The sequence below is a fragment of the Tahibacter sp. genome (assembly GCF_035481375.1).
Classification (GTDB): domain Bacteria; phylum Pseudomonadota; class Gammaproteobacteria; order Xanthomonadales; family Rhodanobacteraceae; genus Tahibacter.
Window position 1 is genome coordinate 1 of sequence record NZ_DATIGT010000223.1, and the last position, 14,853, is coordinate 14,853.

The 14,853-nt window shown below is 68.1% G+C and carries 12 protein-coding genes and 1 pseudogene; 8 read left to right on the forward strand and 5 right to left on the reverse strand.

All coding sequences use genetic code 11. The features are described 5' to 3' along the window. Together VLF18_RS14560 and VLF18_RS14565 are read left to right on the forward strand one after the other, a co-directional pair. Positions 1 to 329 (forward strand): annotated as a pseudogene (locus VLF18_RS14560) (ABC transporter ATP-binding protein); the annotation flags it as partial. Then, positions 326 to 1,417 (forward strand): ABC transporter permease, encoded by a 1,092-nt coding sequence (locus VLF18_RS14565; protein ID WP_325280359.1) that lies wholly within the window; start codon positions 326 to 328, stop codon positions 1,415 to 1,417. The pseudogene VLF18_RS14560 and the gene VLF18_RS14565, both read left to right, overlap by 4 nt. Positions 1,418 to 1,523: 106 nt before the next feature. Here VLF18_RS14565 and blaOXA read toward each other — a convergent pair whose 3' ends face one another. Beyond that, positions 1,524 to 2,330, reverse strand: coding sequence for a class D beta-lactamase (gene blaOXA / locus VLF18_RS14570; RefSeq protein WP_325280360.1), 807 nt, complete (start codon positions 2,328 to 2,330; stop codon positions 1,524 to 1,526). A gap of 152 nt (positions 2,331 to 2,482) precedes the next feature. Between blaOXA and VLF18_RS14575 the strand changes: the two genes are divergently transcribed. The 5 genes from VLF18_RS14575 to VLF18_RS14595 all read left to right on the forward strand — a co-directional run bounded on the left by VLF18_RS14575 (position 2,483) and on the right by VLF18_RS14595 (position 8,303). Further along, positions 2,483 to 5,263: a molybdopterin oxidoreductase family protein gene (locus VLF18_RS14575; RefSeq protein ID WP_325280361.1), complete on the forward strand. Its 2,781-nt coding sequence runs from the start codon at positions 2,483 to 2,485 to the stop codon at positions 5,261 to 5,263. Continuing rightward, a complete protein-coding gene (locus VLF18_RS14580) occupies positions 5,260 to 6,063 on the forward strand; it encodes a 4Fe-4S dicluster domain-containing protein (RefSeq protein WP_325280362.1) in 804 nt (267 codons plus the stop codon). The genes VLF18_RS14575 and VLF18_RS14580 overlap by 4 nt, the downstream gene beginning before the upstream one ends. A gap of 37 nt (positions 6,064 to 6,100) precedes the next feature. Then, positions 6,101 to 6,427, forward strand: a complete 327-nt coding sequence (locus VLF18_RS14585) for a YbjQ family protein (RefSeq protein ID WP_325280363.1) — start codon at positions 6,101 to 6,103, stop codon at positions 6,425 to 6,427. A 9-nt stretch (positions 6,428 to 6,436) separates the two neighbouring features. After that, positions 6,437 to 7,417 (forward strand): dimethyl sulfoxide reductase anchor subunit family protein, encoded by a 981-nt coding sequence (locus VLF18_RS14590; RefSeq protein WP_325280364.1) that lies wholly within the window; start codon positions 6,437 to 6,439, stop codon positions 7,415 to 7,417. A gap of 133 nt (positions 7,418 to 7,550) precedes the next feature. Continuing rightward, positions 7,551 to 8,303, forward strand: a complete 753-nt coding sequence (locus tag VLF18_RS14595; RefSeq protein ID WP_325280365.1) for a DUF481 domain-containing protein — start codon at positions 7,551 to 7,553, stop codon at positions 8,301 to 8,303. A 166-nt stretch (positions 8,304 to 8,469) separates the two neighbouring features. On the opposite strand, the gene hemC is transcribed toward VLF18_RS14595, so the two are convergent. From hemC to VLF18_RS14615, 4 genes are all read right to left on the reverse strand, one after another. Further along, positions 8,470 to 9,384 (reverse strand): hydroxymethylbilane synthase, encoded by a 915-nt coding sequence (hemC, locus tag VLF18_RS14600; protein ID WP_325280366.1) that lies wholly within the window; start codon positions 9,382 to 9,384, stop codon positions 8,470 to 8,472. A 159-nt stretch (positions 9,385 to 9,543) separates the two neighbouring features. Then, the gene (locus tag VLF18_RS14605; protein WP_325280367.1) at positions 9,544 to 10,275 is read right to left on the reverse strand and encodes a LytTR family DNA-binding domain-containing protein; all 732 of its coding nucleotides are present in this window, start codon (positions 10,273 to 10,275) and stop codon (positions 9,544 to 9,546) included. Between the two features lie 25 nt (positions 10,276 to 10,300). Further along, positions 10,301 to 11,371: a sensor histidine kinase gene (locus VLF18_RS14610; protein WP_325280368.1), complete on the reverse strand. Its 1,071-nt coding sequence runs from the start codon at positions 11,369 to 11,371 to the stop codon at positions 10,301 to 10,303. A 35-nt stretch (positions 11,372 to 11,406) separates the two neighbouring features. Next, the gene (locus VLF18_RS14615; protein ID WP_325280369.1) at positions 11,407 to 12,072 is read right to left on the reverse strand and encodes an alpha/beta hydrolase; all 666 of its coding nucleotides are present in this window, start codon (positions 12,070 to 12,072) and stop codon (positions 11,407 to 11,409) included. A 270-nt stretch (positions 12,073 to 12,342) separates the two neighbouring features. Between VLF18_RS14615 and VLF18_RS14620 the strand changes: the two genes are divergently transcribed. After that, the gene (locus VLF18_RS14620; protein ID WP_325280370.1) at positions 12,343 to 14,808 is read left to right on the forward strand and encodes a S9 family peptidase; all 2,466 of its coding nucleotides are present in this window, start codon (positions 12,343 to 12,345) and stop codon (positions 14,806 to 14,808) included. Positions 14,809 to 14,853 lie beyond the last annotated feature (45 nt).

The window sequence follows — 14,853 nt, forward strand, 5'->3', positions numbered from 1 at the left end:
TTCTCGACCAGGGCCGGCTCGTCGCCGACGGCGCGCCGCGCGAACTCTGCGCGAAGCTGCCGTATGCGGTCTGGCTCGTCGACTGCAGCCAGCCTCGCCGCGCGCAGCAGGCGCTGCAGCAGCAGGCCGGCATCGTCGCGCTCGCGCAGATCGGTGCCGAGCTGCGGGTGCTCGCGGCGAACGCGGCCTGGGATGCGGATGCCCTGACGCGCCACCTGCAGGGCAGCGGCATCACTGCGCAGGTGCGCCGCGGCGAGCCGAATCTCGAAGACGTCTTCGTCGCCGCGACGCGCAAGCCCGAACGCGCGGTCACAGGAGCTGCCGCATGAGCCTGCGCCGCCTGTTTTCCATCGTCATCAAGGAACTGCGCCAGCTGCGCCGCGACCGGCTCACGTTTGCGATGATCGTCGGCATTCCGACGATGCAGCTGCTGCTGTTCGGCTTCGCGATCAATCTGGACATCCGCCATCTCGACACGGCCGTGCTCGACCAGGCAAACACGGTGCGCTCGCGCGAACTCGTCGCCGAACTCGCCTCGTCGCAGGTCATAACGCTGCGCCATGCGCTCGCCGCGCCGCAGCAGCTCGACGATCTGCTGCGCGAAGGCAAGGTCAGCGTCGGCATCGTGATTCCCGAGGATTTCGAGAACCGCCTCGAACGCGGCGACCGCGCCGCGCTGCAGCTCGTCGTCGACGGATCGGACCAGGTCGTGCAGCAGGCCGCGCGCCAGCTCGCGGCGTTTCCGCTCGCGCGCCTGCGCGGCGACGCCGTGCCGCCGCCTGCGGTCGAAGTCGTGAATTTCTACAATCCCGAACGCCGCGCGCCGGTCAACACGGTGCCCGGACTCGTCGGCGTGATCCTGACGATGACCATGGTCATGTTCACGGCGATGGCGCTCGTGCGCGAACGCGAGCGCGGCAATCTCGAAATGCTGATCGCCACACCGGTGTCGCCCTGGGAACTCACGATCGGCAAGGTGCTGCCGTTCGTCGCGATCGGACTCGTGCAGGTCAGCCTCGTGCTCGCGCTCGGCAAGCTGATCTTCTCGGTGCCGCTGCGCGGCAGCCTGCTCGACATCTACCTCGCCGCGCTGCTGTTCATCATCGCGAGCCTCGCGCTCGGCGTATTCCTGTCCACGCTTGCGCGCAGCCAGTTCCAGGCCATGCAGCTCGCGTTCTTCACGTTCCTGCCGCAGATCCTGCTGTCGGGCTTCATGTTCCCGTATGCCGGCATGCCACGCGCGGCGCAGTGGCTCGCCGAGATCCTGCCGATGACGCATTTCCTGCGCCTGATCCGCGGCATCGCGCTGCGCGGCGCGACGCTCGCGGACCTCTGGACCGAACTCGTCGCCCTCGCCGCGTTCAGCGTGGTGATGCTCAGCATCGCAGTGACGCGCGTCAGCAAGCGACTCGATTGACGTCGGATCGACGTCGGATTGACGTAGGGCGCAATAACCGAAGGGCATTGCGCCATGTTTCCGAGCGCGTCGCATCCGATGAACGGCGCAATGCCCGTCCCGTCGGTTATTGCGCCCCACGCGGCAACGCACCCGCGTTCACGAGCAACGTTTTCGCGAGCGCCGCACGCTTGGGCGCATCGCCGTCTTTCACGTCGATGTTCAGCGCGAAGAACCAGCGCCGGCCGCCGCGTTCGACCCAGCCGACGTACCAGCCGAGATCGGGCCTGCCGTCGATCGAGGTCCAGCCGGTCTTTGCATGCAGCGTGTAGTCCGGCGTTTCCTCGACGATCGTGATGCGCCGGACGATGTCCTGGCTGCGTGTCGAGAACGGCAACGTTCCGGCGGCGAGCCGCCGCAGGAACGCGATCTGCCCGACCGCGCTGATCTTGAGGCTGCTGCCGAGCCAGAACCGGTCGATGCCGCCGCCGATGTCGCGGTTGCCGTAGCCGACCGCGTCGATCCAGTGCTGCATGCGCCGCGGGCCGACGCGCCGCGCGAGTTCCTGGTAGTACCAGACGACCGAATGCGTCATGCCGCTCGCGAGGTCGTGGTCGCGGTTCCACTCGGCCTTCCAGCGTTTCGTACCGTCCCAGCGCAGGGTTTCGCGCTCGTCGGCGATGACGCCGGTTTCCAGCGCGGCCAGCGCATTGAAGAGCTTGAACGTCGACGCAGGCGAGAACGGCGTTTCGGCGCGCTTGCGATCGTGGACGGCGTAGCGCGCGGCGCGCTCGTCGTAGACGAGCATCGTGCCGCTCACCGACTGCGCCTCGAATTCCGCGGCCCATTCCGGATGGAGCTGCCAGGTGTCGCCGGCCTGCGCTGCCGCGGCCCAGAGCACGCTCGCGACGATCCATCGATGCCAGTGCTTCATGCGGTCGCTCCGCGCGGAATGTCGCGCCGAGGCTAGGCGCCGCGTGTGGCGAAATGCGGGCAGGACCATGGCGTCTGCGGGCGCCTGCGCAATTGCGGCGCGGCTCCGCTACCATTCGCGCCCTGCCCGTCGCGCCGCCGCCAGACCGTCGCATGACCCACGCCAGCCTCAAACTGCACGAACCCGTCGGCGACGAGGTCAAGACGACCACGTGCTACATGTGCGCCTGCCGCTGCGGCATCAAAGTGCACCTGAAGGACGGCAAGGTCCGCTACATCCAGGGCAATCCCGATCATCCGGTCAATCGCGGCGTGATCTGCGCGAAGGGATCGGCCGGCATCATGCAGCACTATTCGCCGGCGCGACTGAAAAAGCCGCTGCTGCGCGTCGGCGAACGCGGCAACGGCGAGTTCCGCGAGATCGAGTGGGACGAGGCGCTGACGCTCGCCGCGCAGTGGCTCTCGGACATCCGCGGGCGCGATCCCGACGAACTCGCATTCTTCACCGGCCGCGACCAGTCGCAGGCATTGACCGGCTGGTGGGCGCAGCAGTTCGGCACGATCAACTACGCCGCGCACGGCGGCTTCTGCTCGGTCAACATGGCCGCGGCCGGCATGTACACCTTCGGCGGCTCGTTCTGGGAATTCGGCGAGCCCGACTGGGATCACACGCGCTATCTGATGATGTTCGGCGTCGCCGAGGATCACGACTCCAACCCGATCAAGCTCGGCCTCGGCAAGCTCAAGCAGCGCGGCGCGAAGGTGCTCGCGATCAATCCCGTGCGCACGGGCTATGCGGCGATCGCCGACGAATGGCTGGGCATCCGCCCGGGCACCGACGGCCTGTTCGTCGGCGCGCTGATCCGCGAGCTGCTGCGCAACGACTGGATCGATTTCGACTACCTCGTGCGCTACACGAACGCGCACTACCTCGTGATCCGCAATCCCGGCGGCGCCGACGACGGCCTGTTCGCGCGCGATGCCGACGGCAAGCCGCTGTGCCGCACGCGCGACGGCGGCACCGCGCCGGCGGACGCGATCGACATCGCGCCGGCCGTCGTCGGCGAACAGCGCCTCGACGACGGCCGCATCGCCGTGCCCGCGTTCCAGCTGTTTGCCGAGCGCTTTCTCGCCGACGACTACGCGCCGGAGCACGCCGCGGCGCAGTGCGGCATTCCGGCCGCGACGATACGGCGCATCGCGAAGGAAATCGCCGACGTCGCGTTCCGCGAAGAGATCCGCCTGCCGATCCGCTGGACCGATGCCTGGGGCCGCACGCACGAGGAAATGGTCGGCCGCCCGGTGTCGCTGCATGCGATGCGTGGCATTTCCGCACACAGCAACGGTTTCCACACCTGCCGCATGCTGCATACGCTGCAGATGCTGCTCGGTGCGATCGACACGCCGGGCAGCTTCCGCTATCAGCCGCCGTATCCGAAGGGCGTGCCGCCGGCCAATCGTCCGGGCAAGTCGCGCAGGCCCGACGGCACGCTCGACGCCGGTCCGCTCGGCTACATCCATGCGCCGGAAGACCTGCTCGTCGACGCGCAGGGCGAGCCGCGCCGCATCGACAAGGCGTTTTCCTGGCAGCATCCGTTCGCCGTGCACGGCATGCTGCAGAGCGTGATCGCCAATGCGGTCGCCGGCGATCCACGGCGCATCGACACGTTATTCCTGTTCATGGCCAACATGAGCTGGAACTCGGCGATGAACACCACCGGCACGCGGCGCATGCTCGTCGAAAAAGATGCGGACGGCACGTACCGGATTCCGCGCATCATCTACGTCGACGCCTACGCGTCGGAGATGGTCGAGTTCGCCGACCTCGTGCTGCCGGACACGACCTATCTCGAACGCCACGACTGCATTTCGCTGCTCGACCGCCCGATCTCCGACGCCGACGGCGCGAGCGATGCGATCCGTCATCCGGTCGTGGCGCCGGATCGCGACGTGCGGCCGTTCCAGGACGTGCTGCTCGATCTCGGCACGCGCATCGGCCTGCCCGGCTGCCTGCGCGAAGACGGATCGCCGCGCTATCCCGGCGGCTTCGCGCAGTACATGGTCGAACACGAGCGCGCACCCGGCGTCGGCCTGCTCGCGGGCTGGCGCGGCCGCGACGGTTCGCGCGAGGGAACCGGCGAGCCGAATCCGCAGCAGCTCGAACGCTACAAGGAACACGGCGCGTTCTGGCACGCCGAGGTGCCGCTCGCGGGCCGCTACTACAAGATGGCCAATCGCGACTACCTCGAATGGGCGCGCGGCCTCGGTTTCGTCGGCTCGACGCATGCGCAGGTCATCGAGCTGTATTCCGAGCGCATGCAGCGCTTCCGCCTCGCCGCGCAGGGCCACGGCGCGGCGCAGCCGCCGGCGCGCGAGCGTGCGCGCGTCGAACGCTATTTCGACCCGCTGCCGTTCTGGTATGCGCCGTTCGAGTGGGAACAGCTGGACCTCGCGCGCTATCCGCTCGCGGCAATCACGCAGCGGCCGATGTTCATGTATCACGCCTGGGGGTCGCAGAACGCCTGGCTGCGCCAGATCACCGCGCGCAATTTCCTGTACCTCCATCCGCAGACCGCGCAGGCGCTGGATCTCGCCGACGACGACTGGGTCTGGGTCGAATCGCCGCACGGCCGCATCCGCGTGCCGGTACGCTGCCACAGCGGCACCGAGCCCGGCACGGTCTGGAGCTGGAACGCGATCGGCAAGAAGCGCGGCGCCTGGAAGCTCGCGGCCGACGCGCCCGAGTCGCAGCAGGGTTTCCTGCTGAATCACGTCATCACCGAACTGCTGCCGCCGCGCGAGGACGGCCATCGCTACGCGAACGCCGACCCGGTCACCGGACAGGCCGCGTGGTTCGATCTGCGCGTCCGCATCGAGAAGGCGCATGACACGCCCGAACGTGCGCCGCACCGCGTCGAGGTCGCACGCGCATGACGATGCTGCCGCCGCCGTCGCCGAAAAAACTCGGCCTCGTCATCGATCTCGATACCTGCGTGGGCTGCCATGCCTGCGCGGTCGCCTGCAAGGAATGGAACGACGGCGGCCAGTTCGGTCCGCTGCCCGACGAGGACGCCTACGGCGCCGAGCCGCTCGGCGTCTGGTTCAACCGCATCCACAGTTTCGACGTGCAGCCGCGGCGCGACGCGCAGGGCAACGGACCGCTGCAGGAGCTCGCGAAGACCGGTTTTGCCGAAAACGCGCCGGCGATGACCGTGCATTTCCCGCGTTCGTGCCTGCACTGCGAGACGCCCGACTGCGTCACCGTCTGCCCGACCGGCGCGAGCTACAAGCGCGCCGAGGACGGCATCGTGCTCGTCGACGAAGACAAGTGCATCGGCTGCAAGCTCTGTTCCTGGGCCTGCCCCTACGGCGCGCGCGAGTACAGCGAAAAGCGCGGCGTCATGCAGAAATGCACATTGTGCGTCGATCGCATCTACAACGAATCCTTCGCCGAAAGCGAGCGCCAGCCGGCCTGCGTCATGGCCTGCCCGACGCGCGCGCGGCATTTCGGCGATCTCGGCGATGCCGATTCGGCCGTCTCGAAGCTCGTCGCCGAACGCGGTGGCGTCGCGCTGATGCCCGAACTGGGCTATGCACCGGTCAACCGCTACCTGCCGCCGCGACCGCGCCGCGCGGGCTGCGGCGAAGCCGCCGCGACCGCCGCCGACGACACGCTCGACCGCGCGCAGCTGTCGCCGCTGCTGCGCTGGGTCGACAAACTGCTGTCGCGCTGATCCGAACGCCCTCATTCCGACACCGGGAAAGACCGCCATGCTGCTGACCACCACGTCCACGATCGAAGGTCATCCGATCCGCAACTACCTCGGCCTCGTCAGCGGCGAGGCCATCCTCGGCGCCAACGTGTTCCGCGATTTCTTCGCCGGCATCCGCGACATCATCGGCGGCCGCTCCGGCAGCTACGAGAAAGTGCTGCGCAAGGCCAAGGAATCGGCGATCGAGGACATGGTCGAAGCGGCCAAGGATCTTGGCGCGAATGCGGTCGTCGGCATCGACTTCGACTACGAGACGATCCAGATCAAGGAAGGCGGCGACATGCTCATGGTCACCGTGACCGGCACTGCCGTCGTCACGGGTTGACCGGCGTCCATGCATCCCGCGCTGTCGGTCATCTTCTTCACGACGCTGTCGGGCGCGGGCTACGGCCTGCTCGCGCTGCTCGGCGCAGGCATCGCGCTGGGCTGGTGGCCGCGCGACACGACGGCCACGCTCGTGCCGCTGGCCGTCGGCGGCGTGCTCGTGAGCGCCGGCCTGCTGTCGTCGACGGCGCATCTCGGCCGGCCGCTGCGCGCCTGGCGCGCGTTCAGTCAGTGGCGCAGTTCGTGGCTGTCGCGCGAAGGCGTCGCGTCGGTCGCGACGTATCTGCCGCTGCTCGCGCTCGGCGTCGGCGCGTTCAGTGCGGCACCCGGCACCGGCTGGAACGCCGCGCAACGCATCGCCGGCGCGCTGCTCGCGCTCGGCGCCTATGTCACGGTGTTCTGCACCGCGCGCATCTATTCGAGCCTGCGCACGATTCCGGCCTGGCACGACGCGCACGTAGCGCCTGCCTACCTGCTGTTCGCCGCGTATACGGGCGGGCTCTGGCTCTGGCCGCTCGGTGCGATCTGGCGCCGCGGCGCGGACGAATTCGACCGCCTCGGCATCGCGCCGTGGCTGCTCGCCGGCGTAGTGCTCGCCGCGCTGGCCGCAGCACTCGTCAAGCTCTTGTACTGGCGCCGCATCGACGATCCCGCGCCGGTCGCACAGATCGGCAGCGCGACCGGACTCGCCGCATTCGGCGAGGTCAGCGCGTTCGAGCGTCCGCACACGGAGCAGAATTACATTACGAAAGAAATGGGATTTGTACTCGCGCGCCGCCATGCGGCGCGGCTGCGCGCGATCGCGCTGCTCGCCGGCTTCGCGGCGCCGCTGGCCTGCATCGTCGCAGCGCTGCAATGGCTGTCGCTGGCGCCCGCCTTCGCCGCGCTTGCGCTGGTTTTCGGCAGCGTCGGCGTATTCGTCGAACGCTGGCTGTTTTTCGCGCAGGCGCGTCACGTTGTAAATCTTTATTACGGCGCGCGCAGCGTCTGAGCGGAAACGCGCGGCACACGGCCCGATTCATATCGGATTCAATCCGTCGCCGTAGTATCCGGGCGCTCCGTTTGCCTGCGTTCAGCAGGCGCTTTCACGCTCCCGATTTTTTTGTCGAACAAGGGTGAATCCCATGAAGAAAATCCTGATCGCTGCCGCCCTGCTCGCCGCCGCGCCGCTCTCCGCATCCGCCGACGGCGGCTGGGCCGGATCCGGCGAACTCGGCTTCGCCGCGTCGCGCGGCAACGCGAAGTCGGAAAACCTCAACGCGAAGCTCAACTTCAGCATGGAAGACGACGTCTGGAAGGACAACTTCTATCTGACCGCACTTCGCGCCAAGGGCAACACGACGACGGTCCAGAACATCAACGGCGTACCGACCGCCGTCACGCGCTACGACTACACCGCGAACCGATATGAAACCGGCGCGTCGATCGGCTACAAGTTCGACGAGCGCAGCTATCTCGTCGGTGCGCTGCGCTACGAGAACGATGACTTCTCGCCGTTCGACTACCAGGCCGTGCTGTCGCTCGGCTACGGCTACATGGCGATCAAGAACGAACGCACCGAACTCGCGTTCGAAGTCGGCCCCGGCTACAAGCGCTTCGAACCGGTTCTGACGGGCGAAGCCGAGACGGACGTCGTCGGCCGCGGCCTGATCGGCTTCAAGCACCGCTTCAACGAGAACACCGGTTTCGAGAACACCTTCCTCGTCGAAGCCGGTGCGGACAACACGTTCTACCAGAACGACGCGGGCCTCGTGGTCAACATGAACAAGACGCTCGCGCTCAAGCTCGGCTACCAGGTACGCCACAACACCGACGTCGCTCCGGGCATCAAGAAGACCGATCAGCTGATGACGACGAACCTCGTCTACAATTTCTGATTGTTGCGACATGCGCAAAAAGAAACGGGCCGGCAGGGCCCGTTTCTTTTTGCGAGGAACCGAGTGAAGAGAAGTGAGCAACGAGTGGCGGCGCGGCGCGTTCATCGCGGCGAATTCGCCCTGCCCGTTCCTCTTTCCTCTCCCCTTTCTATGTTGCCTTTCGCGGTTACGTCCGCCCGAGCATCTCGCCGGCGCCCTGGTCGAGCAGCAGCTGGGCGACGCGCTCGCCGAGCGCTTCGGGTGCGTCGAGTACGCCCGCGGCAGTGGCGCGCAAGAGCCTGCCGCTCGCCGCATCGCCGACGAGGCCCGTGAGCTCGAGGCCGGCTTCGATTTCGCGGCAATAGCCCGCGATCGGCACGCTGCAGTTGCCGTGCAGGCGGCGGTTCATCGCGCGCTCGGCCGCCGTGCAGCGGGCCGTGTCGGCGTCGTCGAGCGGCGCGAGCCGGTGCAGCGTCGCGCGGTCGACAGCGCGGTATTCGATCGCGATGGCGCCCTGCGCGACCGCGGGTATCCAGTGCGGCGGATCGAGCCGGTTCGCGATGCGCGCGGACAGGCCCAGCCGTTCGAGGCCGGCGCAGGCCAGCAGGATCGCGTCGTACTGGTCGGCGTCGAGCTTGCCGAGCCGCGTGCCGACGTTGCCGCGCAGATCCGACAGCGCGAGATCGGGCCGCAGCGCACGCAGCTGCGCCTGGCGCCGCAATGACGACGTGCCGACGCGCGCGCCGCGCGGCAGCTCCTCGATGCGGCGATAGCGGTTGCTGACGAAGGCGTCCGCCGCATCGGCGCGTTCGAGCACGGCGCCGAGCGCGAAGCCCGCGTCGAGTTCCATCGGCACGTCTTTCAGCGAGTGCACGGCGATGTCGGCGCGGCCTTCGAGCATCGCGACTTCGAGTTCCTTGAGGAACAGTCCCTTGCCGCCGATCGCCGACAGTGGCTGGTCGAGGATCTGGTCGCCGCGCGTGGTCATCGGCACGAGTTCGACCTGCAGGTCCGCATGCGCGGCGCGCAGCCGCGCGGCGACATGCTCGGCCTGCCACAGAGCCAGCGCGCTCTGGCGCGTGGCGATACGCAGCAATTTCATGAGGCATTCGGAAAGGCGGAGAGACGCCGCATCGTAGCCTGGGAGGCCGGGAATGGGGAATCGGGATCGTCGCAGCAGCGCGGGGAAGCCCTGCCGCTCTCGTATGGCGGGTGGCGTCAACGCATCCTCGCTGCGCTCGTACGATTCCCGATTCCCGGACTAAAGACTCCGCACCAGCTTCCGCAGCCCCGGCAGATTGCGCCGGCTGACTTCGAGGACGTCACTGCTGCCGTCGATCTTCACGAACACGCGGCCGTCGCCGCCGCGCGTGAGGCCGGACATGCGCTCGCGCGCGACGAGGCAGTTGCGGTGGATGCGCACGAAGTGCTCGCCGAATTCGTCTTCGAGACCCTTGAGGGCGTCCTCGATCAGCACCTGTCCCTTCACATGGTGCACGACGACGTATTTGTCCTCGGCCTGCAGGTACAGGATGTCCTGCACCGGCACGAGCACGAGATTGCCGCGCACGCGCGCGCAGATGTGGCTGCGCTGGCGATGCGGGCCCAGCGTGCCGGCGACCTTGTCGACCTTGTTGGTTCCGATGCGCCCCGCGCGCGCGAGCGCCTGTTCGAGACGTTCGCGCCGGACCGGCTTCAGCACGTAGTCGACCGCGTGCGCGTCGAACGCCTTCAGCGCGTACTCGTCGTAGGCGGTACAGAAGATCACCGCGGGCGGGTCGGTCATCTCCGCGATCAGGCGCGCCGCATCCAGCCCGTCGAGACCGGGCATGCGGATGTCGAGCAGGCAGACGTCGGGGCGCAGCTGATCGGCCTGCTGCACGGCCTGTTCGCCGTTCTCCACGCTCGCGACGACCTCGCCGCCGGTGTCGGCGATGAGCGCGGCGAGTCGCTCGCGGGCGAGCGGTTCGTCGTCGGCAATCAGTACACGCATCGGTCTCTCCTGGTTTTTTATCGGCTCAGCGCACCAGCGGCAGGCGCAGCCGGCATTCGTACGACTCGCCGTGGTCGTCGGCGGCGAGCGACGCGCGCTCGCCGTAGTGCAGCGCGAGGCGGCTGCGGATGTTCGCGAGCGCCATGCCGTTGCCGCGCCCACGGCGCGCGGACGGCGGTGGACACGGATTGCGCACGACGATCTCGACCTGCGCCGCATCGACGCTGCCGGCGACCTCGACCGTGCCGCCTTCGGGCAGCGGCTGAATGCCGTGGTAGACCGCGTTCTCCACCAGCGGCTGCAGCAGCAGCGAGGGCAGTTCGAGATCGCGCGGCAGCGCGTCGACGCGCCAGTCGACGGCGAGGCGGTCGCCGAGGCGCAGCTGCTCGATGCGCAGGTAGCCGCGCGCGAGATCGAGTTCCTCGCCGAGCGTGCCGCGCGCGTCCTCGCGTCCGAGCGCGGCGCGGAACAAATCCGAAAGATCCTCGACCGCGGCTTCGGCCTGCACCGGCCGCGCGCGGATGAGGCTCGCGATGACGTTCATGCTGTTGAACAGGAAATGCGGCCGGATGCGCGCCTGAAGCGCCTCGAAGCGCGCGCGTTCCTCGGCGTGGATGCGCGCGCGCCACTGTTCCTGCACATAGAAATAGCGCAGCACGGCGCCGCCGATCAGCGCGCAGATCACGCTGTTGCGCAGGATGAAGCGCGCCGGGTCTGCCTCCGGGCTGATCAGGCCGAGCATGAGATTGCGGTCGATCGCGAACACGATCCAGCTGGCGAGCACGGTCGTGACGAGCATCAGCGTGTAGGCGGCGAACTCGCCCATCCACGGAGCGAGGCGCAGCAGCAGCGGCCGCGCCTTGCACAGGCAGACGGTCCAGATCACCGCGAGCCACTGCACGAACAGGCTGGCCGTGCCGAAGCTCTCCCAGGTCGGCACCTCGACGTCGCTCGCGGCCAGTACCACGATCAGCGCGACGAGCTCGCCGATGACGACGAGCGCGAACAGCACGGGCCAGCTGCAGAAATTCGGCAGCCAGTGGTGGGTGGGATCGTCGTCGGTCGCGGCCGCGGAGGTGCGTTCGGGTCTGGCCAACCTGCGCCCTCCCCGGCGCCGGATACTGCGGCGGATTATGCCGCGAGGCGCGCCCCCAGCCATTGCCGCAGGTCGGCGATTTCCTCCGCAATGACGGTATGTGCCATCGGGTAGGTGTGCCAGTCGACCGGATGGCCGAGCGTCTGCAGCAGGTCGCGCGACCGCGTGCCGAGCGGCTGCGGCACGATCGGGTCGTGGCTGCCGTGGGCCATGAAGACCGGCAGCCCGGCATTGGCCGTGCTGCGCTCGGCCTCGGTGGTTTCGTGGATCGGCAGATAGGTCGACAGCGCGACGATGCCGCCCAGGCGCTTGGCATGGCGCAGCCCGCCGGCCAGCGCGATCGCGCCGCCCTGCGAGAAACCCGCGAGAAACACGCGCCCGGCCGGCACGCCGCGGTCCTGCTCGCGCGCGATCAGCGCGTCGACCTGCGTCACCGACTCGCGCACGCCGGCCTCGTCCTGGCGCGAGGCGATGTCCGTGCCCTTGATGTCGTACCAGGCGCGCATGGCCATGCCGCCGTTGATCGTGACCGGACGGATCGGCGCATGCGGGAACACGAAGCGGATCGCCGGCCACTCGCGCGCCACGAGCTCGGGAATGATCGGCGCGAAGTCGTGACCGTCGGCCCCGAGGCCATGCAGCCAGATCACGCTGTGAGTCGGCCGGGGCCGGGTTTCGATTTCGACGGCGGGTAGTGGCATGGCGGGGCTCCGGCAAAGTCCCGAATGGTGCCACAGCGTGTAGCGCGGGCGTTGCCCGCCCCCGCGCTGGCCGGCTTCGGCGAGATGGCGTCGGCACGGAGGACACCCATCCCCGCCCTCCCCCTGAAAAGGAGGGTTGCGCCGTCGCTCCAACGGCTAACCATTCCCGACCAACGCAACACTCTCCTCCCGCATGGCAATGACCATTGCCACGGCTAAACCGCGGACCGGTTGGCTATGCTCGGGCGCTCTGCTCCGGGGAATCCGTCCATGTCCGTCCGACTCCGTCTCGCCGTTGCCGCCCTGACCGCCCTCGCCGCGCTGCCGGCCCAGGCTGCGCTCACGCTCGACCAGATCATGGCCGAGCCCGACTGGATCGGCGCTGCCGTCGAGTCGCCGTACTGGTCCACCGACGGTGCGGCGATCTTCTATTCGCTCAAGCGCAGCGATTCGGTCGTGCGCGACGTGCACCGCGTCGATGCCGCCGACGGCAAGGACAGCGTGCTGAGCGCGGCCGAGCTCGCGGCGATCGACGGCAAGGACGCGGTGTTCGACAAGGCGCGCGGCCGCGCCGCGTTCGTGCGCAACGGTGACGTATTCGTGCGCGAGACGGCCAGCGGCCGCCTGATCCAGGTGACGCGCAGCGGCGAGGAAGAAAGTGCGCCGCAGTTCTCCGCCGACGAGGCCACGCTGCAGTACCGCGTCGGCAACGACTGGTACGGCTACGAATTCGCCAGCGGGGTGAATTTTCCGATCGCGGTGCTCAAGGCCGAAAAGAATCCCAAGGACATCAAGCCCGGCGATTTCGAGCAGCTGCAGCTGCGCCTCATCGAAACGCTCAAGCAGGACCGCGACAACAAGGAGGCGCTGAAGGCACGCGCCGAGGAACTGCGCAAGGCCGATCCGAGCCGCGCGGCCCAGCCGGTCTATCTCGGCGACGACGTGCAGATCACGGCCGCGAGCGTGCTGTCTCCCGACGGGCGCTGGCTCGTCGTCGCGACGACGCCCAAGGGTTTCGACGCGGGCCGCGCGGGCAAGATGCCGATGTACGTGACCGAGTCGGGCTACGAGGAAGTCGAGGACGTGCGTACGCGCGTCGGCCGCGGCAATCCCGCGCCGGAAACGCTGTGGCATGTCGATCTCGCGAAGCAGACCGCGACGAAGCTCGATTTCGCCGCGCTGCCCGGCGCCGGCGACGATCCGCTCGCCGCGATCCGCAGCGAGAACGAAAAAGCGAAGGCCAAGGCAGACGAGACGGCTGCCAAGGACAAGGCCGACGCGAAGAAGGCAGACGACAAGAAGACCGCTCGCGGCAAGGATGGCAAGAAGTCCGACAAGCCCGAGAAAGTCGTGCGCATGATCTCGGTCGCCGCGATCCGGTTCGCGCGCGACGGCAGTCAGGCCGCCGTGATGCTGCGCGCGACCGACAACAAGGACCGCTGGATCGCGACCATCGCGAATACCGACAAGCCGGCGCTGACCACGCGCCATCGCCTGACCGACCCGGCCTGGATCAACTGGAACTTCAACGAATTCGGCTGGCTGCCGGACAATCGCACGTTGTGGTACGTGTCGGAAGAATCCGGTTTCGCAGCCTTGTATACGAAGCGCGACGGCGACAAGGCGCGGGCGCTCGTGCAGGGCCGCTTCGAGGTTTCCTCGCCCGCCGTGTCGCCCGACGGCAACTGGATCTACTTCAAGAGCAACGCCGAGGCGCCGTACAGCTACGACGTCTACCGCGTTCCGGCCGGCGGCGGTGCGACCGCGCGCCTGACGACGCTCAAGGGCATCGAGAACTTCGCGCTGTCGCCCGACGGCAGGCGCCTGCTCGCGGCGCATTCGTCGAGCTATCTGCCGCAGCAGATCAGCGTGCTGCCGGCCGACGGCGGCAGCGTGCGCCAGCTCACCGACACGCGCACGGCGGAATTCAAGGCGATCGCATGGCAGGAACCGAAGATCGTGCCGGTGCCGTCCTCGCACGCGAAGGAACCGATCTGGGGCAAGCTGTATACGCCGGCCGCGGGCGCATCCGGCAAGCGGCCGATCGTCTTGTTCGTGCACGGCGCCGGCTACACGCAGAATACGCATCTGAGCTATCCGTATTATTTCCGCGAGCAGATGTTCCACAACCTGCTGACCGAACGCGGCTACCTCGTGCTCGACCTCGACTATCGCGCATCCGAAGGCTATGGCCGCGACTGGCGCACGGCGATCTATCGCCACATGGGCAAGCCCGAACTCGAAGACCTCGTCGACGGCGTGAACTGGCTCGCCAAGGAACACAACGGCGATCCGGACCGCGTCGGCCTCTACGGCGGCTCCTACGGCGGCTTCATGACGCTGATCGCGATGTTCAACGCGCCCGACGTGTTCAAGGCCGGCGCCGCGCTGCGTCCGGTCACCGACTGGACGCAGTACAACCACGAATACACCTCGAACATTCTCAACACGCCCGAGATCGACGACATCGCCTACCGCCGCAGCTCGCCGATCGAATTCGCCGGCGGCCTCAGGGGACCGCTGCTGATCGCGCACGGCATGATCGACGACAACGTGTTCTTCCAGGATTCGGTGCGCCTGTTCCAGCGCCTGATCGAACTGAAGAAGGACAATGTGGAACTTGCACCCTATCCGCTGGAGCGCCACGGCTTCACCCACGCGGCGGCCTGGCGCGACGAATACGCGCGCATCCTCAAGCTGTTCGAAACGACCCTGCGCGCGCCGGCGGCGCCGTGAGCGACGGCCGCGGCGTCGCCGACGCGACGCCGCGGCACGCAGGTG

Excerpts from the sequence above, each read along its gene's own strand:
- VLF18_RS14615 (WP_325280369.1), bottom strand. The coding sequence starts at position 12,072 with ATGCCACTACCCGCCGTCGAAATCGAAACCCGGCCCCGGCCGACTCAC.
- VLF18_RS14595 (WP_325280365.1), top strand. The coding sequence starts at position 7,551 with ATGAAGAAAATCCTGATCGCTGCCGCCCTGCTCGCCGCCGCGCCGCTC.
- VLF18_RS14575 (WP_325280361.1), top strand. The coding sequence starts at position 2,483 with ATGACCCACGCCAGCCTCAAACTGCACGAACCCGTCGGCGACGAGGTC.
- VLF18_RS14605 (WP_325280367.1), bottom strand. The coding sequence starts at position 10,275 with ATGCGTGTACTGATTGCCGACGACGAACCGCTCGCCCGCGAGCGACTC.
- VLF18_RS14580 (WP_325280362.1), top strand. The coding sequence starts at position 5,260 with ATGACGATGCTGCCGCCGCCGTCGCCGAAAAAACTCGGCCTCGTCATC.
- blaOXA (WP_325280360.1), bottom strand. The coding sequence starts at position 2,330 with ATGAAGCACTGGCATCGATGGATCGTCGCGAGCGTGCTCTGGGCCGCG.
- VLF18_RS14590 (WP_325280364.1), top strand. The coding sequence starts at position 6,437 with ATGCATCCCGCGCTGTCGGTCATCTTCTTCACGACGCTGTCGGGCGCG.
- VLF18_RS14620 (WP_325280370.1), top strand. The coding sequence starts at position 12,343 with ATGTCCGTCCGACTCCGTCTCGCCGTTGCCGCCCTGACCGCCCTCGCC.
- hemC (WP_325280366.1), bottom strand. The coding sequence starts at position 9,384 with ATGAAATTGCTGCGTATCGCCACGCGCCAGAGCGCGCTGGCTCTGTGG.
- VLF18_RS14585 (WP_325280363.1), top strand. The coding sequence starts at position 6,101 with ATGCTGCTGACCACCACGTCCACGATCGAAGGTCATCCGATCCGCAAC.
- VLF18_RS14565 (WP_325280359.1), top strand. The coding sequence starts at position 326 with ATGAGCCTGCGCCGCCTGTTTTCCATCGTCATCAAGGAACTGCGCCAG.